This window comes from Kocuria cellulosilytica, assembly GCF_040981245.1.
Classification (GTDB): Bacteria; Actinomycetota; Actinomycetes; order Actinomycetales; family Micrococcaceae; genus Kocuria; species Kocuria cellulosilytica.
This window is the reverse complement of record NZ_JAVFWZ010000006.1, coordinates 69,014-89,961: the sequence shown is the minus strand read 5'-3', so window position 1 is coordinate 89,961 and position 20,948 is coordinate 69,014. Positions and strand designations below refer to the sequence as shown.

The window sequence follows — 20,948 nt, the reverse complement described above, 5'->3', positions numbered from 1 at the left end:
CGGTGCCGGCGGTCCGCCCGTGCCCGCGGACGGACGGGCCCCTCCGCAGCACTCCGTACGCTCCCCGGTCGGACCCCGCGCGCCCCGTGCCGCCGCGGGCCCGAGGAAGGCCCCATGACACCCGCACCCGACGCCGACTCCCCCGCCTCCCGGGAGGACACCTCCCGCCCGAGCCGATCCGAGCGGGGGCAGATCCGCCGCTGGCGCAAGTACCTCGCGGAGGAGCGCGCCGAGGCACGGATCTACGCCCTCCTCGCCGCCCGCAGCAGCGGCCGGGAGCGGGAGATCCTGCACCAGGTCTCCGAGGCCGAGCGGCGCCACGCCGAGCACTGGGTCCGGCTGCTCGGCCCGCACGCCGGGGCCGAGGCCCGGCCGTCCCTGTACTCCCGGCTGCTGATCTTCCTCGCCGCGCACTTCGGCTCCGTCTTCGTCCTGGCCCTGCTCCAGCGGGCCGAGAGCCGCTCCCCCTACGAGCGCGAGCAGGACGCGTCCGACGCCATGGCGGCGGACGAGGCCGTGCACGAGGAGATCATCCGCGCCCTCGCCACCGAGGGGCGGCACAAGCTCTCCGGCAACTTCCGGGCGGCGGTCTTCGGCGCCAACGACGGCCTGGTGTCGAACCTCGCACTGGTGATGGGCGTGGGCGCCACCGGGACCTCCCCCGGGATGGTGCTCTTCGCGGGGGTCGCCGGCCTGCTCGCGGGCGCGCTGTCCATGGGGGCCGGGGAGTTCGTGTCCGTGCGCTCGCAGCGCGAGCTGCTCGACGCCTCCCAGCCGACCCAGGTGACGCTGCACGTGGCGCCGAACCTGGACCTGGACGCCAACGAGCTCGTGCTGATCTACCGGGCCCGGGGCATGAGCGAGGAGGCCGCCGAGCACCGCGCCGCGGAGCGGCTGGGCTACTACGAGTGCGACTGCGACCCCTCCCGGTCGTTCCAGGACACCGTCGCGGACGAGCCGGCCCAGCACTCCACCGTGGCCCTGGGCACGGACCTGGGGGCGGCGGCGTCCAGCTTCTGCTTCTTCGCCTCCGGGGCGATCATCCCGATCCTGCCGTACCTCGCGGGCCTCACGGGGATCCCCGCGATGGCCGTGGCCCTCGTCCTGGTCGGGATCGCCCTGCTGGTCACCGGGGGGCTCGTCGGCCTGCTCTCCGGGGCCTCGCCCTGGAAGCGCGGGCTGCGCCAGCTCGCCATCGGCTACGGCGCCGCGCTGGCCACCTATCTCCTCGGCCTGCTGTTCAACACGAGCGTCTCCTGACCCTCTCGCCGCGGGGCGGTGAGGGCGACCGGCCCCTGTCCGTACTTCGGGGGACAGCAGCGGGCACCGCCCGCAGCGGACGCCGGCCGCCGCCGGCGCGAAAGGGCTGGTGGGAGCCGGTTTCCCGGCGGATCCGCCGCCCCGGGAGGCTGCCGGGCCGGCCCACCGGGCGGCGCTCCCCCGCCCTCCGCGCCCCGTCCCGGGAATCTTCTGGGGAAAGCGGGTGCGGACGCGGTGCCTCGTCGGATAAAGTTGCAAACGTGGTGAGAACCACAGCAATGGGGGAAATTGCACGGATCGGACCGATTCGGACGCACTGGGGGGTGCACCGTCTGCGGCATCCGTGTTCTGAAAGCCGCTCAGCCCACGGCTCTCCTCTGTTGAGGCGTGCAACGCCTGCCGATGGCCGCGGGTCCTCCATGGGAGGCGCATCTCTCCCCGCGCCGGGCGGACTCCTACCGCCCGTTCCCGCGGCCATCGGTCTACACCGCGCCCGCCCCGCCCGGCACACCGTCGCGGCCCGCTGGGGCTAGGATCGGAGGGCCGCGCACGCCCCCGCCGGGGCCGCACCGCGCGGCGCACCCGTCACCAGCGCCGAGGAGCCCGCCCATGCCCGCCCAGGGGACCGTCGAACACGTCCTGACCGTCCACTGCCCCGAGGCCCACGGGCTCGTCAGCGCCATCACGTCCAACCTGACGCAGCAGGGCTGCGACATCTTCGACGTGAAGCACTTCTCCGACCGCTTCACCGACGAGTTCTTCATCCGCTGCCACACCGTCAGCGAGGCCGGCACGGCCACCGTCGAATCCTTGGCCGACGGCTTCGCCCCCGTCGCGGAGCAGCACGGCATGCGGTTCCGGCTGGTCTCCGCGCAGCGCCGGACGCGGGTGCTCGTGATGGTCTCCCGCTTCTCCCACTGCCTGACGGACCTGCTGCACCGCACCCGGATCGGCGAGCTGCCCATCGAGATCGTGGCGGTGGTCTCCAACCACCTGGACCACAGGAGCCTCGTGGAGTGGCACGGGATCCCCTTCCACCACATCCCCGTCACGGCCGGGACCAAGCCGCAGGCCGAGGGCCGGCTGCTGGACCTCGTGGACCGCTACGACGTCGAGCTGGTCGTGCTGGCCCGCTACATGCAGGTGCTCTCCGACGAGCTGACCCGCGAACTGTCGGGGCGGTGCATCAACATCCACCACTCGTTCCTGCCCTCGTTCAAGGGCGCCAAGCCCTATCACCAGGCCTACGCCCGGGGCGTGAAGATGGTGGGGGCCACGGCCCACTACGTGACGGCGGACCTCGACGAGGGCCCGATCATCGCCCAGCGGGTCATGCCCGTGGACCACGCCCACACTCCCGCGGACCTCGTGGCGGTGGGCCGCGACGCCGAGATGCAGGCACTGTCCCGCGCGGTGAAGTGGCACGCCGAGGGCCGCGTGGTGCTCTCCGGCAACCGCACCATCGTCCTGGTCTGAACGACCTGATCCGCCCGGCCGGCCTCGCCGGGGCCGCCGGCGGGCGGGGTCACCGGCGGCCGGCCGCCCGTCCCGCCCCGGGGGCCGCCTCGAGGGGCTCCACCCGGACGGCGGCGCCCGTCTCGAGGGAGCGCTGGGCGGCGTCGGCAACCCGGGAGGCGGCCACGGCGTCCCGGGCCGTGCAGGGGCTCGGGATCTCCCCGCGCAACACCTGCACGAAGGCGGCCATCTCCCGGCGGTAGGCCTCGGCGAAGCGGTCGTGGAACGTCGTGTGCGGCGGCCCCGCGGGGAACCCGACGCCCGGCTCGGCCGAGCGCACGGCCATGTGCTCGTCCATCCCCACGGCCACCGAGCCCTGGGAGCCCTGCAGCTCGAGCCGCACGTCGTGGCCCGCCCCGTTGTAGCGGGTCGCGGCCACGGTCGCCACCGTGCCGTCGTCGAGGGTGAGCACGGCGAGCGCGGTGTCGACGTCGCCCACCTCGCCGATCCGGGGGTCCCCGCGGTTGGACCCGCGGGCGTACACCTCGGTGACCTCCCGGCCCGTGATCCACCGGAGGACGTCGACGTCGTGCACGGAGCAGTCCCGGAACAGCCCGCCCGACGTCGCGAGGAACTCCACGGGCGGCGGGGTCATGTCACCGGTCACGGCGCGCACGGTGTGCAACCACCCCAGCGCCCCCGAGGCGTGGAGCTCCCGGGCGCGGACGTAGCCGGGGTCGAAGCGGCGCTGGTGGCCGATCTGCACCACGCCCTGCACGCGCTCGATCTCGTCGAGCAGGGGCATCGCCTCCTCGACCGACAGCGCCACGGGCTTCTCGCAGAAGACCGGCAGCCCGGCCTGCAGCCCGGCCCGGATCAGCTCCGGGTGGGAGGCCGTGCCGGTCGCGACGACGAGGCCGTCCACGCCGTCGTCGAGCAGCGCCCGGACCGTGGGCCGCGGGGCCGCCCCCGTCCGGGCGGCCACGGCGGCCGCCTGCTCGGGCACGGCGTCCGTGATGCTCAGCCGCACCGCCGGAGCGCCCTCCGGAGTGCGCAGGGCGGCGAGGTTGGCGGCGTGCATGGCGCCGATGCGGCCGGCGCCGACGAGTCCGATCCGGACGGTCATGGCAGGGTTCCTCTCACGGGACGGAGGGGGGTGGGCCGGGACCGGCCCGCGGTTCATCCTGGGTGACCCAGCTCACCAATGTCAACACATTGTATGGACATACACACATTCCATCGGCCACAATGGAGGGCGTCCGCAGTCGTGCACGCACGGTCCAGCCCCTGGAGGTCCCCATGTCCGGCCCGCTCCACCTCACGGTCGACAAGACCTCCCCCGTGCCCCTCTACCACCAGGTGGCGCAGGGGCTCGAGGACGCCATTCGCAGCGGTGAGCTGCCCCCGGGCACCAAGCTGGACAACGAGATCGATCTGGCGAACCGGCTCAACCTGTCCCGCCCCACCATGCGCAAGGCCATGGACCAGCTCGTCCGCGCCGGGCTGCTGGTGCGCAAGCGCGGGGTGGGCACCCAGGTGGTGGGCAGCCAGGTCCGGCGCTCGCTCGAGCTGACCAGCCTGCACGAGGACCTCCAGCGCAGCGGGGGCAAGCCCAGCACCACGGTGCTGGACTTCGCCCGGGTCCCCGCCGACGACGAGGTGGCGCTGCTGCTCGGGCTCGCACCGGGCGACGAGGTCTACCACCTCGTGCGCCGGCGGAGCACGGACGGCGAGCCGCTGGCCCTCATGGAGAACTGGATCCCGTGCGGGCTCTGCGAGCTCACGCGCGAGCAGCTCGAGGACGAGGGGCTGTACTCGCTGATGCGCGGCCAGGGCGTCAACTTCCAGCTGGCCCACCAGCGGGTGGGCGCCGTCTCGGCCGACGCGTTCCAGGCGGAGCAGCTGGGGGTGGAGCCCGGGGCCGCGCTGGTCAGCATGCACCGCACGGCCATGGACGACCTCGGCCGCCAGGTCGAGACCGGCCGGCACGTGTACCGGGCCGACAAGTACACGTTCGAGCTCACCCTCGTCCAGCGCTGAGCACCGGCGCACCGGCCCGGAACCACCGCACGACGACGACACCGGAAGGCACACCCACCCATGCACACCGACAGCTCCCGCCCCGACTGGGTCCACCCCAAGGACTCCGCCGCCCAGGACGGCTGGTTCGTCTCCCTGGGCGGCCACGACTCCACCGCCGAGGTCCCCGGCTGGACCCACACCGGCCTGCGCGTGGCCGACCTCGGCCCGGGCGAGCGGATCAGCCTGGACGCCGCGGAGGAGGAGCGCATCGTGGTGCCCCTCGCGGGAACCTTCACGGCGGAGACCGGCGGGGAGAGCTACGACCTCGCCGGCCGCCCGTCCGTCTTCGCCGGCCCCACCGACGTGCTCTACACCGGGATCCGCCGGGACCTGACCGTGTCCACCCCGACCGGCGGCCGGGTGGCCGTGGCCTCGGCGCCCGCCCGGGCGGAGCACCCGACCCGGCTCGTGAGCCGCGACGAGATCCCGGTGGAGCTGCGCGGGGCGGGGAACTGCTCGCGCCAGGTGCACAACTTCGGCACGCCCGCGGCCCTGGAGGCCGACCGGTTCATCGTCTGCGAGGTGCTCACCCCCTCGGGCAACTGGTCCTCCTACCCGCCGCACAAGCACGACGAGGAGAAGGACGGGGAGACCGCCCTGGAGGAGATCTACTACTTCGAGACGCAGCTCGCCGAGGGCATGCCCGTGCCGGCGGGCGTCGGCACCGATCCGATGGGCTACCAGCGCGTCTACGCCTCGGACGACCGGCCCATCGACGTCAGCGCCGAGGTGCGCTCCGGCGACGTCGTCCTGGTGCCCTACGGCTGGCACGGGCCCGCCATGGCGACCCCCGGCTACGACCTGTACTACCTCAACGTCATGGCCGGCCCCGGCCGGGTGCGGGAGTGGCTGATCAGCGACGACCCCCACCACGGCTGGATCCGCCGGACCTGGGACGAGTCGGCGGTCGATTCCCGGCTGCCCTTCGGCCGCTGAGCGGCTCCGCGGCGCCGTCGGGCACGCCCCACCCCTGTTCCCACATGTCCCGACATGCGGTCGAATTCTCGCAGCAGGGGTTCCGCACGCTCCGGACCGCTCCTGCAGGACCACCCCGCACCGCACCAGCCCCTCCCGCCCGCACCGAACGAAAGGCTCCGACCATGCCCCTCGTGCGCATCGACGTCGTCCAGGACCGCCGCTCCCCCGCCCAGCTCCGCGAGCTCGCCGACACCGTCCAGGACGTCATGCTCGACACCTTCGCCGCCCCGCCCCGCGACCGCTACCAGATCATCACCGAGCACCGGCCCGGGCAGATCATCGCCGAGGACACCGGGCTGGGCTACACCCGCACCGACGACCTCGTGGTCGTCCAGGTCACCCAGCAGGGCCGCAGCGAGGCCCAGAAGCAGGCCATGTACCGCGCCCTGGCCGACCGCCTCGAGGAGCGCACCGGCCTGGACCCGCAGGACCTCATCGTCTCCGTCACCGAGAACACCCGCGAGGACTGGTCCTTCGGCCTGGGCACCGCCCAGTTCCTCACCGGAGAGCTCTAGCCCGGTGGCCTTCGGTCCCGCAGCCGGCTCCGGGACGGAAGGCCGGGACGGCAGCTCCGGAGCGCGGACGAGCCCCCTCCGGGGCCGGAGGGGACTCGCCGGAGGCGACCCGTCAGAGGGGCAGCCGTGCTCAGCGCAGGGCGGCGACGGACGCGGCGGCGTCCTTCAGGACGCCCGCGGCGATCTCGAGGCCCTCGATGCGGCCCAGGGAGACGTCCTCGTGCTCGATGTTGACGACCATGTCCGGGTCGACCTCGTGCAGCGCGGTGAGGAACTCGGCCCAGTACGCGGTGTCGTGGCCGCGGCCCAGTGCCACGAAGTCCCAGGGGGAGTTCTTCGGCCACTCGTTGGCCCACTCGTCGCCGCCGAGGTTGGTGCGCTCCTCCTCGGGTGAGAGACGGCGGAAGCTGTTGTCCAGCACACCGTAGAGCGCGGCGTTCTCCTGGTTGATCCGCACGTCCTTGGCCGCCGCGTGGAGGACGAGCGGGCCGAGCTCGCGCACCACGGCCACCGGATCCATCTGCTGCCAGAACAGGTGCGAGGCGTCGAGCTCCACCCCCACGTGCGTAGCACCGGTCAGGTCGATGAGCTTGCGGACGTCGGCGGTGTTGAAGACGACGTTCTGCGGGTGCAGCTCCAGGGCCACCTTCACGCCGTGGTCGGCGGCGAGGCGGTCGGTCTCCCGCCAGAAGTCGGCCACGATTCCCCACTGGTGGTCCAGCACGTCCAGGGAGGCCGAGTTCCAGGCGTTGACGATCCAGTTGGGCACCGTGGCCCCGGGCTCTCCGCCGGGCAGCCCGGACATGGTCACCACGCGGGTCTGGCCCAGCCGCGCGGCCAGCCGGATCGAGCGGCGGATGTCCTCGGCGTGCTTCTCGCCGATCTCCCGCTTGGGGTGCAGCGGGTTGCCGTTGCAGTTGAGGCCGGCGATCGAGACGCCGGTCCCCTCGAAGACGCCCAGGTAGTCGTCGCGGGCGGCGTCGCTCTCCAGGATCGCGTCCATGTCGGGGACGTGGACGGCCGGGAGGAACCCGCCGGTGTTGATCTCGATGCCGGTCAGGCCGAGGTCGGCGATGACCTTCAGGGCCTCCGGGAGCGGGCGGTCGTGCAGGATCGCGTTGTAGACGCCGAGCTTCACAGGACGACCTTCTTTCCGTGGTTGGTGGCGGACTCCACGGCCGCCGCCAGGATCTCCATGTTGTGCACGCCGTCCGCGAAGGACGCGTTGCGCGGCAGCGAGACGGACTCGTCCAGACCGGCGACCTCCTCGAGGAAGGCCCGGGCCTGGTAGCCGAAGGCGTCGTTCTGGCCGAACCCGACGCCGGGGGCATCCATGGCCAGTCCGCCGCCGAGATAGGCGTGGGACGGGCCGAGGTTGACCGTGCGGTAGCCGTTGGTGGCCTCGGGCCCGTCGGTGAGGAACAGCTCGATCTCGGCCGGGCGCAGCTGGCTGAACCGCGCCGCGCCCTTCTCGCAGAACACCTCGAAGGTCAGGGTGTTGGGGTGCCCCGCGGCCACCCGGGAGACCTCCAGGCTGCCGGCACCGGTGGCGAACTCGGCCGACCAGGCCGCGTAGTCGTCGTTCTCGACCGGCTCGTACGTGTCACTGACCTCGACGATGTCATGCCCCACCACCGCGCCGAGGGGCAGGGGGCGTTCGGGAATGGTGGTGGCCAGGCGGCCGCCGGACACGGAGGCGATGTCGCCGCAGAGGAACTCCGCCACGTAGGCGAGGTGGCTGCCGACGTCGGCCAGCGCCCCGGAGCCGGGACCGCCCTGGTAGCGCCAGCTCATGGGCGCCTTGGGGTTCACGCCGTAGTCGGTCCAGTACCGGCCGCTGAAGTGCAGCACCTTCCCCAGCGTTCCGCCCTGGATCAGGTCGCGGATCGCGGCGATGCCGGGGGTGCGCCGGAAGGTGAAGCCGATCCGTGCGGTGCTGTCCGCCTGCTCGGCGGCCCGGGCCATGGCGCGGGCGTCCTCGAGCGTGTCGCTGAGCGGCTTCTCGCACAGCACGTGCTTGCCGGCCTCCAGCAGGCCCTCGACGACCTGGCGGTGGAAGCGGTTGGCGATCACGACGCTGACCACGTCGATCCCCGGGTCCTCCGCGATCTCCTCCCAGGACCCCACGGCCTTCTCGTAGCCGTAGCGGCGGGCGACGTGGCCGCCGAGGCTCTCGTTGACGTCGCCGACGGCCGCGTAGCGCAGCGGAGGCAGGACGGGGTCGTAGAGGGTGGGCGCCACGCGGTAGGCCGCGGCGTGGGCCTGCCCGGCCATGCCGGCGCCGATGACGGCGATGCCGATGCTGTCGGTCATGTTTCTCTCCTGGAGCGGGGACGGGACGAACGGGGAGTGCGGGGAGAACGCGCAGGGGTGGGACGGAAAGGGGCGGCGGCGGGGCGCCGGACGCTGTGTGCCGAATCACCTCTTTGGAGCGCTCCAACGAGCGTAGGATCTCCTCGGGACCCGGTCAAGAGGTTTGTCAGGACAACATGGGGGAGAATGCTGTGGTGAACTCGCGTCCGCCCCGCCCGCCCACCATCTACGACGTCGCCCGGACCGCGGGCGTCTCCAAGTCGCTCGTCTCCCTCGTCCTGCGCGGCTCCCCCAGCGTGTCCGAGGCCCGGCGGACCGCCGTCCTGGAGGCGGTGGAGCAGCTGGGCTACCGCCCCAGCCAGGCGGCCGCGGCGCTGGCCGGAGCCGCCACCCGCACCATCGGCGTGGTCCTCGACGACTTCCGGAACCTCTGGTTCGTCTCCCTCCTGCAGGGGCTGCAGGACGGGCTGGCCCCGCACGGCTTCCGCATCGCGGTCTCCGACCACACGCTGAACGCGCACGTGGAGACCGGCCCGCTGGACGGTTTCCTGGCCATGCGCGTCGACGGCCTGGTCATCGCCACGGAACCGACGCCCGCCATGCGCGTTCCGGAGGGACTGCCCGTGGTGGTCGCGGGCAGCCGGCGTGGCGTGATCCCCGGCGCGGACGTCGTGGCGGACGACGACCGTCTCGGCGGCCGGCTCGCCACGGAGCACCTCCTGGAGCTCGGCCACCGGCGGCTCGGCCACCTCACCGGTGACGGCGGAGCGGCGGAGCTGCGGGCCCAGGGCTTCCGGGACGCACTCCGGGAGCGGGGCCTGCGCGCGCCGACGGTGCGCGGCGCGGGCGGCACCACGGAGGAGGACGGCTATCGGGCCGCGCTGCGGCTGCTGGCCGGGGCGCCGGCCACGACCGCGGTCTTCGCGGCCAACGACACCATGGCGATGGGGGCGCTGGCGGCGGCCCGCGAGAGCGGGCTGCGGGTGCCGGAGGACCTGTCCGTGATCGGCTACGACGACTCCCCCGTCGCGGCCACCCACCTGCTGCGGCTCACGACGGTCGACGGGCGCAACGCCGAGGTCGGGGCCGCCGCCGCCGAGCGCCTCGTGCAGCGGGCGACGACGACGGCGGCGGCTCCGGTGCGGACCGCGCTGCTGACGCCCCGCCTGGTGCTGCGCAGCTCGTGCGCGGCGCCCCGGAGCGGCTGAGGGTCCGCGCAGGAGAGCGGGAAGCCGGTCCCGGAGCCGCCGCGGCGGCTCCGGGACCGGCCCGGGGCGGGGACTCAGCGGTGGGAGCTCACCGCTGGAGCGGGCTCACCGGTAGAGCTCCGGCTTCTCCTCGAGCTGCACGGGGACGATCTCCCCGCTGGCCTGGGCCCGGACGCCGGCCTCGCAGCACGCCGCGGTGGCGTAGCCGTCCCAGGCGGAGGGCCCGCCCAGCTCGCCGCGCGCGGCCGCGTCGGCCCAGTCCTGGAGCTCGATGTCGTAGGCGTCCCGGAAGCGCTCCTCGAAGCCGGGGGTGATGCTGCCGCCCCACGTGCCGGCCGTGCGGACGTAGGGCTCGGTGTCCCCGCCGATGCCCACGACACCGGTCTCGAAGGAGGCCTGGGTGGCCACCTGGTAGCCGAACTGGGCGTTGACGTACGCCTCCACCTGGGCGAGCACCCCGGACTCCGTCTCCATCAGCACGAGCTGCGGGTCGCGCTGACCGTTGGGGGCGTTGCGGGTGGAGCGTCCGATCCGGACCTGGACGGAGGTGATCTCCTCCCCGGTGAAGTAGCGCACCGCGTCGAACTCGTGCACCACGGAGTCGTTGATGATCATCTCGTTGGTGAAGCCCGCAGGGGTGGTCGGGTTGCGGTGCTGGTGGTGCAGGGTCAGCAGCTCACCGTAGGTCTGCTCCTCGATGAGCCGGCGCAGGGACCGGTAGCCGGCGTCGAAGCGGCGCATGAAGCCCACCTGGATGAGCTTCCGGCCCGCGGCGGCCTCGGCCTGCACCACGCGCCACGCGGAGGCGGCGTCCGGGGTCAGCGGCTTCTCGCACAGGGTGGGCAGTCCGTGCTCGATCACGGCGAGCAGGACGTCCTCGTGCAGGAACCCCGGGGTGGCGATCAGGGCGGCGTCGATGTCACCCCGGTCCAGGACCTCCTGGAAGCTCGTGCAGGCGACGGCGCCGTCGATGTGGGCGACGGCGGCCTCCGCCCGGGGCCGGTCGATGTCGACGACGGCCGCCACCTCGGCGCCCGTGGTGCGGTGGTGGATCCGGTCGATGTGGTCGGCGCCCATGCGGCCCGCTCCGACGACGGCTACGCGCAACGGAGTGTTCATGGTCTGTGTCCTCTCTGTGCCCCTCGCAGGGCGGGGTGGTCTCGGGGGCCCCGTCCCCGCCGGTCGCGGGACCGGCGGGGACGGGCTCGGTGCGGTCGGCTCAGTGGTCGCCCGAGGACGGGAACGCGAAGGACGCCCCGGACGCGTGGTGCGGCTCGGGCCACCGCTCGGTGACGGCCTTGCCGCGGGTGTAGAAGCGCACGCCGTCGGGCCCGTAGATGTGGTGGTCGCCGAACAGGGAGGCCTTCCAGCCGCCGAAGGAGTGCCAGGCCACGGGCACGGGGATCGGGACGTTGACGCCGATCATGCCCACGGTCACGCGCCGCTTGAACTGCCGGGCATAGGCGCCGGAGGAGGTGAAGATCGCGGTGCCGTTGCCGTACGGGTTGGCGTTGATGACCTCGATGCCCTCGTCGAGGCTGTCCACGCGCAGCACGACCAGCACGGGCCCGAAGATCTCCTCCTCGTAGGCCTCCATGTCCTGGCGGACCTTGTCGAGGACGGTCGGGCCCACGAAGAAGCCGTTCTCGTGGTCGGCCACGACCAGGTCGCGCCCGTCCACCACGACGGCCGCGCCGGCCTGCTCGGCGGCGGTGACGATCCGGCGCACGCGGTCCCGGGAGGCGGGGGTGATGACCGGGCCCATGTCGGAGGAGGCGTCCATGCCGTTGCCCACGGTGATGTCCTTCGCCCGCTCCGCGAGCTTGTCCACGAGCAGGTCCGCGGCCTCGCCCACGGCCACGGCCACGGACACGGCCATGCAGCGCTCCCCGGCGGAGCCGAAGGCGGCCGCCGTGAGGTTGTCCGCCGCGGAGTCCATGTCCGCGTCCGGCAGCACGATCGCGTGGTTCTTGGCCCCGCCGAGGGCCTGGACGCGCTTGCCGTGCTTCGTGGCGGTCTCGTGCACGTACTGCGCGATCGGGGTGGAGCCCACGAACGAGATGCCGTCGACGTCCGGGTGGGTCAGCAGCCCGTCCACGGCCTGCTTGTCGCCGTGCAGGACCTGGAAGACGCCGTCCGGCAGGCCGGCCCGCTGCCACAGCTCGGCGATCAGCAGGGACGGGGAGGGGTCCCGCTCGGAGGGCTTGAGGATGAACGCGTTGCCGGTGGCGATCGCCACCGGCGCCATCCACAAGGGCACCATGACGGGGAAGTTGAACGGGGTGATGCCCGCGACCACCCCCAGGGGCTGGCGGAAGGAGTAGACGTCGATGCCGGTGGAGAACTGGTCGGAGAACTCCCCCTTGAGCTGCTCGGCGATGCCGCAGGCGAACTCCACGACCTCGAGGCCGCGGCCGACCTCGCCCTTGGCGTCGGAGAGCACCTTGCCGTGCTCGGCGGTGATCAGGGCGGCGAGGTCGTCGGTGTGGGCGGCCACGAGCTCGCGGAACTTGAAGAGCACGGCGGTGCGCTTGGCCAGGGAGACGTCCCCCCACGAGTCCGCGGCCTTCCGGGCCGCGGCGACCGTGGTCTGCAGGTCCTCGTCCGTGGCCAGGTGCAGGATGCCGGACACCTCGCCGGTGGCGGGGTTGTAGATCTCCTGGGTGCGGTCCCCGGTGCCGGGGGTGCGCTTGCCGTCGATGAAGTGCTCGACGTGCTGGGTCTGCTGCTGGGTCTGCTGGCTCATGCGTTCCTCCTGGACTCCCCGAGCAGCGGACGCTGCCGGGACTTGTGCTGCTGGTAGACCTCGTAGGCCTCGTGGGTGGATGCGAGGGTGGCGGTGCCCGTGACGGGCACGTCCCACCAGGACTCGGAGCTGGGGGCGTCGATCAGCGGGTCCGACTCCACGTGCACGAGCACGGGGCCGGAGCCCTCCGGCACGGCCTTGGCCTCCGCGACGGCCGCCTGCAGCCGGTCGATCACGCCCTCGCCGGGCTCGACCCGCAGCACCCGCACCCCGAGGGACTCGGCGTTGGTGGCGAGGTCGATCGGCAGGGTCGACCCGTCGTCGAAGCTGTGCCGCTCGCCGTCGAGGTAGCGGTACTTGGTGCCGAAGCGCTGGGAGCCCAGCTGCTCCGAGAGGGCGCCGATCGAGGCGTAGCCGTGGTTCTGGATCAGCACCACCACGAGCTTGAGCCCCTCGGCCACGGCCGTGACGAGCTCGGTGTGCATCATCAGGTAGGAGCCGTCCCCGACCATGACGACGACGTCGCGGGCGTCCTGGGGCGCACCGGCCCGTTCCGCCTCGGCGACGGCGGCCCGCTTGACCCCGAGCCCGCCGGCGATCTCGTAGCCCATGCACGAGAACGCGTACTCGACGTGGTAGCCGTACGGGTCCTTGACCCGCCACATCTTGTGCAGGTCGCCGGGCAGCGAGCCCGCGGCGCACACGACGACGTCGCGCTCGTCCATGGCCTCGTTGACGGCCCCGATGATCTCGTTCTGGCTGGGCAGCGGCAGGTGCCGCTCGCCGAAGGCGGCGTCCACGGTGGCGTCCCAGCGCCGTTTCTCGGCCTCGACGGTCGCCGCGAGGTCCGCGCCCACCCGGTACCCGCCGAGCGCCTTCGTCAGCTCGACGAGGGTCTTGCGGGCATCGGCGACGACCGGCACGGCGGTGCCCTGCTTGTAGGCGTCGAAGGCGGCCACGTTGACGTTGACGAAGCGCACGTCCGGGTGCTGGAACGCGGTGCGGGAGGCGGTGGTGAAGTCCTCGTACCGGGTGCCGATGCCGATCACGAGATCGGCGTCGGCGACCACGGCGTTGGAGGCCGTGGACCCGGTGGACCCGACGGCCCCGAGGCACTGCGGGTGGTCCCAGTCCAGGACGCCCACGCCCGCCTGGGTGTAGGCCACGGGGATCCCGGTGGCCTCGGCGAACTCGCGCAGCGCCTCGGTCGCGAAGGCGTAGTGGACCCCGCCGCCGGCGATGACCACCGGCCGCTCGGCCGCGCGGATCGCCGCGACGGCCGCGCGGACGTCCTCCTCCTCCGGGGCGGGCCGGCGGATCCGCCACTCCCGGGGCGCGAGGAACTCCTCGGGCACCTCGAGGGCCTCGGCCTGCACGTCCTGCGGCAGGGCGATGGTCACGGCACCGGTCTCGGCCGGGTCCGTGAGCACCCGCATCCCGTTGAGCAGCGCGGAGAACAGCTGCTCGGGCCGCCACACGCGGTCGAAGTAGCGGCTGACCGGCCGGAAGACGTCGTTGACGGTGATGTCGTTGGCGTCGGGGCGCTCGAGCTGCTGGAGCACCGGGTCCGGCCGCCGGGAGGCGAACTGGTCCGAGGGGAACAGCAGCGCGGGCAGCCGGTTCGTGGTGGCCAGGGCGGCGCCGGTGACCATGTTCGTGGCCCCGGGCCCGATCGAGGTGGACACCGCGAAGGTCGCCCGGCGCCGGGTGTGCCGGGCGTAGCCGACGGCCTGGTGCACCTGGGCCTGCTCGTTGCGGCCCTGGTAGTAGGGCATGACCGTGGGGTCCTCGGCCTGGTACTGCTTCAGGGCCTGGCCCACCCCGGCCACGTTGCCGTGGCCGAAGATGCCGAACATCCCGGGGACCGTGCGCTGCCGGTACTCCTCGGCGCCGATCCGGTCGACGGTCCACTGGTTGGCCAGGAACTCCACGAGCGCCTGGGAGACGGAGAGGGTGCGGGTGCTCATCGGGCGGCTCCTTCCTCGACGGGGTGCCCCTTGAGCAGGGACGCGGCGGTGGCCACGGCGCCGGCGACGTCGCCGTCCTCCGGGTACAGCAGGGTGCGGCCCACGGTCAGGCCCTGCACACCGGGCAGGGCCAGGGCGGCCGCCCAGGTCGCGAAGACCTCGTCGGGCCGGCCGCTGGGGTCCCCGCCGAGCAGGACCGTGGGCAGGGTGGTGGCCGCCATCACCCGCTCCATGTCCTCGACGACGGGCAGCTTCATCCACGTGTGGGCGGAGGTCCCGCCCAGGCCCTGGGCGATGGCCACGGACTGGATCACCGCGTCGGCGGAGAGGTCGTTGACGATGCCCCGGTCGGTGATCCGGGAGATGAAGGGCTCGACCATCGCGATCAGCCCGAGCGCCGCCAGGGAGTCCACCGCGCGCGCCGTGCTCTCCAGCACGGAGGTGGTGTCCGGGGACTCGAAGCAGATGCGGGTCAGCATCTTGCCGCCGTCGGCGCCGACCCGGTCCAGCGCCGCCGCCGTGTGGCCGGTGAAGCGGTCGTCGATCTCGTTGACCAGGCCCGGCAGCCCCCCGCGGTTCATGGACCCGAAGACGAGCTTGCCGTCGAGGGCGCCCAGCAGCAGCAGGTCGTCGAGCACGTCCGGGGACGCCAGCACGCCGTCGACCCTGGGGTTCGCCAGGGCGATCTGCAGCCGGTCGAGCAGGCTGCGGCGGTCGGCCATGGCGTCGTGCTCGTCGCGCACCTTCAGGGCGCCGCGGGCCGCGTGGTCCGCGGCGACCACGAAGTTCTGCTTGCCGTGGACGAGGCCCGGGTGGCGCCGGCGGGTGTCGGCGGCGCGCTGGACGGCGCGCGGGTCCTCGAGCCGGATCCGGCTCAGGTGCTCGTAGCGGCGCGGATCGGCCGTGTCGAGCTCGAGGGTGGACGTGGTGGTCATCGGGTGGCTCCTTCGGGAACGGCGCGGCCGCGCTCGCGCAGCAGCCGGAAGACCTCGTCGGGGGTGGGCATGGCGTCGGAGCAGGAGATCCTCGACGCCACGATCGCGCCGGAGGCGTTGGCGTAGTCCAGGACCTGCTCGAGGCTCCAGCCCTGGTTGATGCCGTGGCAGAAGGCCCCGCCGAAGGAGTCCCCGGCGCCGAGGCCGTTGACGGTCTCCACGGGGACGGGGGCCGAGACCACGCGCTCGTCGCGGGTCCTGGCCATGACCCCCTCGGGGCCGAGCTTGACCACGGCGATCCGCACGCCGGCCTCCAGCAGCCGGTCGGCCTGCTCGTCCGGGGTGCCCTCCCCCACGGCCACCGCGCACTCCTTGTCGTTGCCGATGGCGATGGTGACGTGCTGGAGCAGCTCGTGGACCTGGGCGCGGGCGTCCTCCTCGGACGCCCAGAACATGGGCCGGTAGTCGAGGTCGAGGACGGTGTGCTGGTCCTCGCGCAGCTGCTCGCGGGGCCGGGCCTCGTGGGCGGCGAAGTGGGCGGAGCGGGAGGGCTCCTGGCACAGGCCGGTCACGGTGGACCACAGGATGCGCGTGTCCCGCACGACCTCGGCGTCGATCTCCTCGGGCCGGATCTGCAGGTCCGGGGCCGTGGGGAACCGGCCGTAGAAGTACAGCGGGAAGTCCTCCGGCGGGCGGATCGCGCAGAACGTGGCGGGGGTCTGCAGCCCCGGCACGGAGCTCACGAACCGGTCGTCCACGCCGTAGCGGGTGAGCTCCCGGTGCAGGTAGGTGCCGAACGGGTCGTCGCCGGTGCGGGTGATCACCGCGGCGGACTCGCCGTGGCGGGCCGCGGCGACCGCCACGTTCGACGGCGAACCGCCCAGGTACTTGCGGAACGTGGTCACGTCCTCCAGGCCGACGCCGATGTCGTCGGGGTAGATGTCGACGCTGATGCGCCCCAGGGTCACGACGTCGTAGCTCATGCGTGGGCCTCCGCCTTCTGCGCGTTCTGCTGCTGGGAGCGGGCCGCGGCGGCCCGCTCGGTCATCTGCTCGAGCTGGTAGCGGGAGACCTCCGTCGCGTTCTCGTTCTCGGCGAAGACCGAGGAGACCATCACGGAGTCCTCGCGGTCGAGGAAGCCGTTGGCCGCGAGCCCGCCGAAGAACTCGTCCCAGTCGACGTCGCCGTCACCGATCTTCAGGTGCTGGTGCACCCGGGCGGTGCTGCCCGGCGGGTTGGTGATGTAGCGCAGCCCGTGCGAGCGGTGGTGGTCCATGGAGTCGGCGACGTGGACCACGCGCAGCCGGTCCCCCACGGCGGCCATGATCTCCAGCGGGGCGTCCTCCATGTGGAAGGTGTGCGGGGCCACGTAGGCGAAGCCGAGGTTCGGGGAGTTCACGCCCCGGATCACGCGCCAGGCGGCCAGGCCCTGCTCCACGAAGTCGTCGGGGTGCGGGTCGATCGCGATGTGCACGCCCTCGGCCTCGACGAGGGGCAGCAGCTCCTCCATGGACCGGTAGAAGGCCCGCTCGGACTCCTCGGCCCGCTCGGGCCGGCCCTGGAACTCGGTGTTCATCTGCTGCACCCCGAGGTCCACGGTCATCCTGACGGCCCGCTTCCAGTACCGCACGGCCGCCTCCCGGGCGTCCGGGTCCGGCGCGGACCAGCGCAGCACCGGGAGCACGGAGGCGATCTGCACCCCGGCGTCGCGGCAGGCCGCCCGCAGGTCCGCGACGAGCCGGTCGTCGGCCTTGGGGTGGTTGAAGAAGGGCAGGAAGTCCGCGTGCGGCGTCAGCTGCAGGTACTCGTAGCCCAGGTCCGCGGCGAGCCGCGGGAACTCGAGCAGGGAGTGGGTGGAGTGGAACGGTGTGGGATCGAGGGCGATCTTCATGGACGGTTCTCCAGGTCTGTGGTGCGCGGACGGATCAGCGGACGCGGGTGCGGGAGCCGCAGCCCAGCAGGTAGGAGCGCGTGCGGGTCGCGATGGGCAGCGGGACGTCGAAGGAGGTGACGGGATACATGTCCTGCTCGACGATGCCGAAGATCGGCCGCTCCAGCTTCTCCACCTCCGCGATGACCTCAGCGAGGTCGGGCAGACCGGCGGGCGGCTCGACCATGACACCGGCCAGGTTGGCCGCGGCCCAGGTCAGGTTCTCCCGGCGCACGCGCTCGAGGACCACGGGGTCGATCTGCTTGAGGTGCAGGTAGCCGATCCGCTCGGGGTACTTGCGGATCAGGTCCACGGAGGACGCTCCCCCGTACTCGGCGTGGCCGGTGTCCAGGCACAGGGTGACCAGCTCGGGGTCGGTGCGCTGGAGGAAGGTCTCGATGTCGGGCTGGCCGCACACGTGGGAGTCGGCGTGGGAGTGGAACTGCTGCTGCAGGCCGTACTCCTCCCGCAGCACCTTGCCGAGCCGGTCGTGGCCCGTGCACAGGGCGTTCCACTGCTCGGTGCTCAGGTGCTCGTTCTCGAGGGCCTCCCCCGAGACGTCGTCGCGCCACATGGCCGGGATCACCACGATGTGCTCGCCGCCCATGGCGGCGGTCAGCTCGGCGACCCTGCGGGCGGGCTCCCAGGCCTCGTCCCACTGGGCGGCGCCCCGGTGGAAGGCGGTGAAGACGGTGCCGGCGGAGACCTTGAGGTCGCGCTGGGCCAGCTCGTCGGCGAGCCGGGCGGGGTCGGTGGGCAGGTAGCCGTAGGGGCCCAGCTCGATCCAGGAGTAGCCGGCCTCGGCCACCTCGTCGAGGAAGCGCTCCCAGGGCGTCTGCCGGGGGTCGTCGGGGAACCACACGCCCCACGAGTCCGGGGCGGTGCCGATCAGCACGGGGTTCTTCTGCTGGGCCGCCGTGTCGACGGTCCGGGGGGTCGCGTTCTGCTGCGCCAAGGTGACCTGCTTTCTGGTGCCGGGCCGATGTTCCGTGCGGGTGCCGGAGGCCGGATCGATCAGTGTTCCGGATCACAACCAGGATACGACATCAGGTCAGATTGTAAAGACATACCGTCTTACTTCCGCGGTGGCGTGGCCGGCGTCGGCCGGCGCCCGGTCCCGCGGTGCGCCGACGTGGCCCCGGACAGGCAGAGGCCCCGTCCACGAGCGTTCGTGGACGGGGCCTGGTGCGCGGCGGATCAGCGGGCCGGGGCCCGGGGCGTCACTTGCCCTCGAAGATCTCCCGCATGAGCTGGGCGGTCTCGGACGGCGTCTTGCCGACCTTCACGCCCGCGGCCTCGAGAGCCTCCTTCTTGGCCTGCGCGGTGCCCGAGGAGCCGGAGACGATGGCGCCGGCGTGGCCCATGGTCTTGCCCTCGGGAGCGGTGAAGCCGGCGACGTAACCGACGACGGGCTTGGACACGTTGGCCTTGATGAAGTCCGCCGCGCGCTCCTCGGCGTCGCCGCCGATCTCGCCGATCATCACGATGGCCTCGGTCTCGGGGTCCGCCTCGAACGCCTCGAGGGCGTCGATGTGGGTGGTCCCGATGACCGGGTCGCCGCCGATGCCGATGGCCGTGGTGAACCCGATGTCCCGCAGCTCGTACATCATCTGGTAGGTCAGGGTCCCGGACTTGGAGACCAGCCCGATCCTGCCCTTGCCGGTGATGTTGGCCGGGGTGATGCCGACCAGCGACTCGCCGGGGGTGATGATGCCGGGGCAGTTCGGGCCGATGATGCGGGTGGTCTGCTTGCCGTCCGCACCGGTCCTGGACTTGGCGTAGGCCCAGAACTCGGCGGAGTCCTGCACCGGGATGCCCTCGGTGATCACGACCACCAGCGGGACCTCGGCGTCGATGGCCTCGATCACGGCGTCCTTCGTGAAGGCCGGCGGGACGAAGACGATCGACACGTCCGCGCCGGTCTTCTCGACGGCCTCGGCGACCGTGCCGAAGACCGGCAGGTCCACGCTGTTGCCGTCCTTGTCCTGGTGGGACACGGTGGTGCCGGCCTTGCGGGCGTTCACGCCGCCCATGACCTGGGTCCCCGCCGCGAGCATGCGCCCGGTGTGCTTGGTGCCCTCGCCGCCGGTGATGCCCTGAACGATGACCTTGGAGTCCTTGTTCAAAAAGATAGCCATTGCTGTTCGTTCCTTAGAAGTGTTCGTCCGTGTCGGCGGATCAGTTGGCGGCGTGGGCGAGCTCGGCAGCCTTGTCCGCACCCTCGTCCATGGTCTCGGCGAGGGTGACCAGCGGGTGGTTGGCGCCGGCGAGGATGCGCCGGCCCTCCTCGACGTTGTTGCCGTCCAGGCGGACCACCAGCGGCTTGTCCTCCTCGTCGCCGAGGATCTCGAGCGCCTTCACGATGCCGTTGGCCACGGCGTCGCACGCGGTGATGCCGCCGAAGACGTTGACGAACACGGACTTCACCTGCGGGTCGTTGAGGATCACGTCCAGGCCGGCGGCCATGATCTCGGCCGAGGCCCCACCGCCGATGTCCAGGAAGTTGGCCGGCTTGACGTTGCCGTGCTTCTCCCCGGCGTAGGCGACGACGTCCAGGGTGGACATGACCAGACCCGCGCCGTTGCCGATGATGCCGACCTCGCCGTCGAGCTTGACGTAGTTGAGGTCGTGCTCCTTGGCCTTCTCCTCGAGGGGGTCGGCGCTGGACTTGTCCGCGAGCGAGGCGTGCTCGGGCTGGCGGAACTCGGCGTTCTCGTCCAGGGTGACCTTGCCGTCGAGGGCGATGACCTGCCCGTCGCCGGTCTTCACGAGCGGGTTGACCTCGACGAGCGTGGCGTCCTCCTTCTTGAAGACGTCCCACAGCTTCACGAGGACGGGGGCCACCTTCGCGGCGGTCTCCTCGTCGAACCTGGCCTCGCGGACGATCTCCTGGGCCTTGGCCTCGGTGATGCCCTCGGTCGGGACGACCTCGACCCGGGCCAGGGCCTCGGGACGCTCGACGGCGAGCTGCTCGATCTCCACGCCGCCCTCGACGGAGCACATGGCGAGGTACGAGCGGTTGGCGCGGTCCAGCAGGATCGAGAAGTAGTACTCCTCGGCGATGTCCGCGCCCTGGGCGATCATGACCCGGTGGACGGTGTGGCCCTTGATGTCCATCCCGAGGATCTGCTGGGCGTACTCGTAGGCCTCGTCGGCGTTCTTGGCGACCTTGACGCCACCGGCCTTGCCGCGGCCTCCGACCTTGACCTGGGCCTTCACGACGGTGACTCCGCCGATCTTCTCGGCGGCGGCCCTTGCTTCTTCGGGGGTGGTCGCGACGATGCCCTGGAGCACGGGGACGCCGTGCTTCTCGAACAGGTCGCGTGCCTGGTATTCGAACAGGTCCACGGGTAAATGCCCTTCTTCGTCGAAGTCGTGGGCGGCGGCGACCCGGGCAGTACGCGGGTCGTCCTCCGACCGGATGGTGAACGGAGCGCCCGCATCCTCCCGGCCGAGGCCCGGCGGATGCGTCCGGGTCGTTCCGCGGAGCCGTTCCGGGCGCGGGACTTTCCGGTGCACTCCCTGTACGAGACTGTAGTGCATGCCGAATCGGCGGCCA

At 72.4% G+C, this 20,948-nt stretch carries 18 protein-coding genes; 6 read left to right on the top strand and 12 right to left on the bottom strand.

From position 1 onward, the window contains the following. The first annotated feature begins 114 nt into the window (after nt 1-114). Together RCG67_RS10690 and purU are read left to right on the top strand one after the other, a co-directional pair. Complete coding sequence (locus tag RCG67_RS10690; protein ID WP_368826137.1) at nt 115-1,260, top strand: VIT1/CCC1 transporter family protein; 1,146 nt, start codon at nt 115-117, stop codon at nt 1,258-1,260. Nucleotides 1,261-1,869: 609 nt separating this feature from the next. Further along, nucleotides 1,870-2,736, top strand: a complete 867-nt coding sequence (gene purU, locus RCG67_RS10685; protein WP_368826135.1) for a formyltetrahydrofolate deformylase — start codon at nt 1,870-1,872, stop codon at nt 2,734-2,736. Between the two features lie 49 nt (nt 2,737-2,785). Here the strand turns inward: purU and RCG67_RS10680 are convergent, their stop codons facing one another. Further along, the gene (locus RCG67_RS10680; protein ID WP_368826133.1) at nt 2,786-3,841 is read right to left on the bottom strand and encodes a Gfo/Idh/MocA family protein; all 1,056 of its coding nucleotides are present in this window, start codon (nt 3,839-3,841) and stop codon (nt 2,786-2,788) included. A gap of 173 nt (nt 3,842-4,014) precedes the next feature. Between RCG67_RS10680 and RCG67_RS10675 the strand changes: the two genes are divergently transcribed. From RCG67_RS10675 to RCG67_RS10665, 3 genes are all read left to right on the top strand, one after another. Then, a complete protein-coding gene (locus tag RCG67_RS10675) occupies nt 4,015-4,755 on the top strand; it encodes a GntR family transcriptional regulator (RefSeq protein ID WP_368826131.1) in 741 nt (246 codons plus the stop codon). A 60-nt stretch (nt 4,756-4,815) separates the two neighbouring features. Continuing rightward, nucleotides 4,816-5,733 carry a 5-deoxy-glucuronate isomerase gene (iolB, locus tag RCG67_RS10670; protein ID WP_368826129.1) on the top strand — a complete coding sequence of 306 codons (918 nt, stop codon included), beginning with the start codon at nt 4,816-4,818 and terminating at the stop codon, nt 5,731-5,733. A gap of 164 nt (nt 5,734-5,897) precedes the next feature. Next, a complete protein-coding gene (locus tag RCG67_RS10665; RefSeq protein ID WP_058874319.1) occupies nt 5,898-6,290 on the top strand; it encodes a tautomerase family protein in 393 nt (130 codons plus the stop codon). A 130-nt stretch (nt 6,291-6,420) separates the two neighbouring features. On the opposite strand, the gene RCG67_RS10660 is transcribed toward RCG67_RS10665, so the two are convergent. Beyond that, nucleotides 6,421-7,428: a sugar phosphate isomerase/epimerase family protein gene (locus RCG67_RS10660; RefSeq protein WP_368826127.1), complete on the bottom strand. Its 1,008-nt coding sequence runs from the start codon at nt 7,426-7,428 to the stop codon at nt 6,421-6,423. Continuing rightward, nucleotides 7,425-8,603, bottom strand: coding sequence for a Gfo/Idh/MocA family protein (locus RCG67_RS10655; protein WP_368826125.1), 1,179 nt, complete (start codon nt 8,601-8,603; stop codon nt 7,425-7,427). The genes RCG67_RS10660 and RCG67_RS10655 overlap by 4 nt, the downstream gene beginning before the upstream one ends. A gap of 176 nt (nt 8,604-8,779) precedes the next feature. On the opposite strand from RCG67_RS10655, the gene RCG67_RS10650 reads away from it, so the two are divergent. Further along, nucleotides 8,780-9,811 carry a LacI family DNA-binding transcriptional regulator gene (locus RCG67_RS10650; RefSeq protein WP_438612659.1) on the top strand — a complete coding sequence of 344 codons (1,032 nt, stop codon included), beginning with the start codon at nt 8,780-8,782 and terminating at the stop codon, nt 9,809-9,811. 105 nt (nt 9,812-9,916) lie between these two features. Here the strand turns inward: RCG67_RS10650 and RCG67_RS10645 are convergent, their stop codons facing one another. From RCG67_RS10645 to sucC, 9 genes are all read right to left on the bottom strand, one after another. Then, nucleotides 9,917-10,930 (bottom strand): Gfo/Idh/MocA family protein, encoded by a 1,014-nt coding sequence (locus tag RCG67_RS10645; protein ID WP_368826121.1) that lies wholly within the window; start codon nt 10,928-10,930, stop codon nt 9,917-9,919. A 100-nt stretch (nt 10,931-11,030) separates the two neighbouring features. Continuing rightward, nucleotides 11,031-12,557: a CoA-acylating methylmalonate-semialdehyde dehydrogenase gene (locus tag RCG67_RS10640; RefSeq protein ID WP_368826119.1), complete on the bottom strand. Its 1,527-nt coding sequence runs from the start codon at nt 12,555-12,557 to the stop codon at nt 11,031-11,033. Next, nucleotides 12,554-14,524, bottom strand: a complete 1,971-nt coding sequence (iolD, locus tag RCG67_RS10635) for a 3D-(3,5/4)-trihydroxycyclohexane-1,2-dione acylhydrolase (decyclizing) (protein ID WP_368826117.1) — start codon at nt 14,522-14,524, stop codon at nt 12,554-12,556. Before iolD ends, RCG67_RS10640 begins: the two co-directional genes overlap by 4 nt. Beyond that, nucleotides 14,521-15,459: a Cgl0159 family (beta/alpha)8-fold protein gene (locus tag RCG67_RS10630; RefSeq protein ID WP_368826116.1), complete on the bottom strand. Its 939-nt coding sequence runs from the start codon at nt 15,457-15,459 to the stop codon at nt 14,521-14,523. Before RCG67_RS10630 ends, iolD begins: the two co-directional genes overlap by 4 nt. Then, nucleotides 15,456-16,442 carry a 5-dehydro-2-deoxygluconokinase gene (iolC, locus tag RCG67_RS10625; RefSeq protein ID WP_368826114.1) on the bottom strand — a complete coding sequence of 329 codons (987 nt, stop codon included), beginning with the start codon at nt 16,440-16,442 and terminating at the stop codon, nt 15,456-15,458. Before iolC ends, RCG67_RS10630 begins: the two co-directional genes overlap by 4 nt. Further along, a complete protein-coding gene (locus RCG67_RS10620; RefSeq protein ID WP_368826112.1) occupies nt 16,439-17,350 on the bottom strand; it encodes a sugar phosphate isomerase/epimerase family protein in 912 nt (303 codons plus the stop codon). The genes iolC and RCG67_RS10620 overlap by 4 nt, the downstream gene beginning before the upstream one ends. A gap of 34 nt (nt 17,351-17,384) precedes the next feature. Then, complete coding sequence (locus RCG67_RS10615; RefSeq protein WP_368826110.1) at nt 17,385-18,344, bottom strand: sugar phosphate isomerase/epimerase family protein; 960 nt, start codon at nt 18,342-18,344, stop codon at nt 17,385-17,387. 265 nt (nt 18,345-18,609) lie between these two features. Beyond that, on the bottom strand, nt 18,610-19,527 hold the full coding sequence (gene sucD / locus RCG67_RS10610) for a succinate--CoA ligase subunit alpha (RefSeq protein WP_368826108.1): 918 nt from the start codon (nt 19,525-19,527) through the stop codon (nt 18,610-18,612). Between the two features lie 40 nt (nt 19,528-19,567). Next, complete coding sequence (gene sucC / locus RCG67_RS10605; RefSeq protein WP_368826106.1) at nt 19,568-20,737, bottom strand: ADP-forming succinate--CoA ligase subunit beta; 1,170 nt, start codon at nt 20,735-20,737, stop codon at nt 19,568-19,570. Between the last annotated feature and the right edge of the window lie 211 nt (nt 20,738-20,948).

Excerpts from the sequence above, each read along its gene's own strand:
- RCG67_RS10690 (WP_368826137.1), top strand. The coding sequence starts at position 115 with ATGACACCCGCACCCGACGCCGACTCCCCCGCCTCCCGGGAGGACACC.
- purU (WP_368826135.1), top strand. The coding sequence starts at position 1,870 with ATGCCCGCCCAGGGGACCGTCGAACACGTCCTGACCGTCCACTGCCCC.
- RCG67_RS10680 (WP_368826133.1), bottom strand. The coding sequence starts at position 3,841 with ATGACCGTCCGGATCGGACTCGTCGGCGCCGGCCGCATCGGCGCCATG.
- RCG67_RS10675 (WP_368826131.1), top strand. The coding sequence starts at position 4,015 with ATGTCCGGCCCGCTCCACCTCACGGTCGACAAGACCTCCCCCGTGCCC.
- iolB (WP_368826129.1), top strand. The coding sequence starts at position 4,816 with ATGCACACCGACAGCTCCCGCCCCGACTGGGTCCACCCCAAGGACTCC.
- RCG67_RS10665 (WP_058874319.1), top strand. The coding sequence starts at position 5,898 with ATGCCCCTCGTGCGCATCGACGTCGTCCAGGACCGCCGCTCCCCCGCC.
- RCG67_RS10655 (WP_368826125.1), bottom strand. The coding sequence starts at position 8,603 with ATGACCGACAGCATCGGCATCGCCGTCATCGGCGCCGGCATGGCCGGG.
- RCG67_RS10650 (WP_438612659.1), top strand. The coding sequence starts at position 8,780 with ATGGGGGAGAATGCTGTGGTGAACTCGCGTCCGCCCCGCCCGCCCACC.
- RCG67_RS10645 (WP_368826121.1), bottom strand. The coding sequence starts at position 10,930 with ATGAACACTCCGTTGCGCGTAGCCGTCGTCGGAGCGGGCCGCATGGGC.
- RCG67_RS10640 (WP_368826119.1), bottom strand. The coding sequence starts at position 12,557 with ATGAGCCAGCAGACCCAGCAGCAGACCCAGCACGTCGAGCACTTCATC.
- iolD (WP_368826117.1), bottom strand. The coding sequence starts at position 14,524 with ATGAGCACCCGCACCCTCTCCGTCTCCCAGGCGCTCGTGGAGTTCCTG.
- RCG67_RS10630 (WP_368826116.1), bottom strand. The coding sequence starts at position 15,459 with ATGACCACCACGTCCACCCTCGAGCTCGACACGGCCGATCCGCGCCGC.
- iolC (WP_368826114.1), bottom strand. The coding sequence starts at position 16,442 with ATGAGCTACGACGTCGTGACCCTGGGGCGCATCAGCGTCGACATCTAC.
- RCG67_RS10620 (WP_368826112.1), bottom strand. The coding sequence starts at position 17,350 with ATGAAGATCGCCCTCGATCCCACACCGTTCCACTCCACCCACTCCCTG.
- sucD (WP_368826108.1), bottom strand. The coding sequence starts at position 19,527 with ATGGCTATCTTTTTGAACAAGGACTCCAAGGTCATCGTTCAGGGCATC.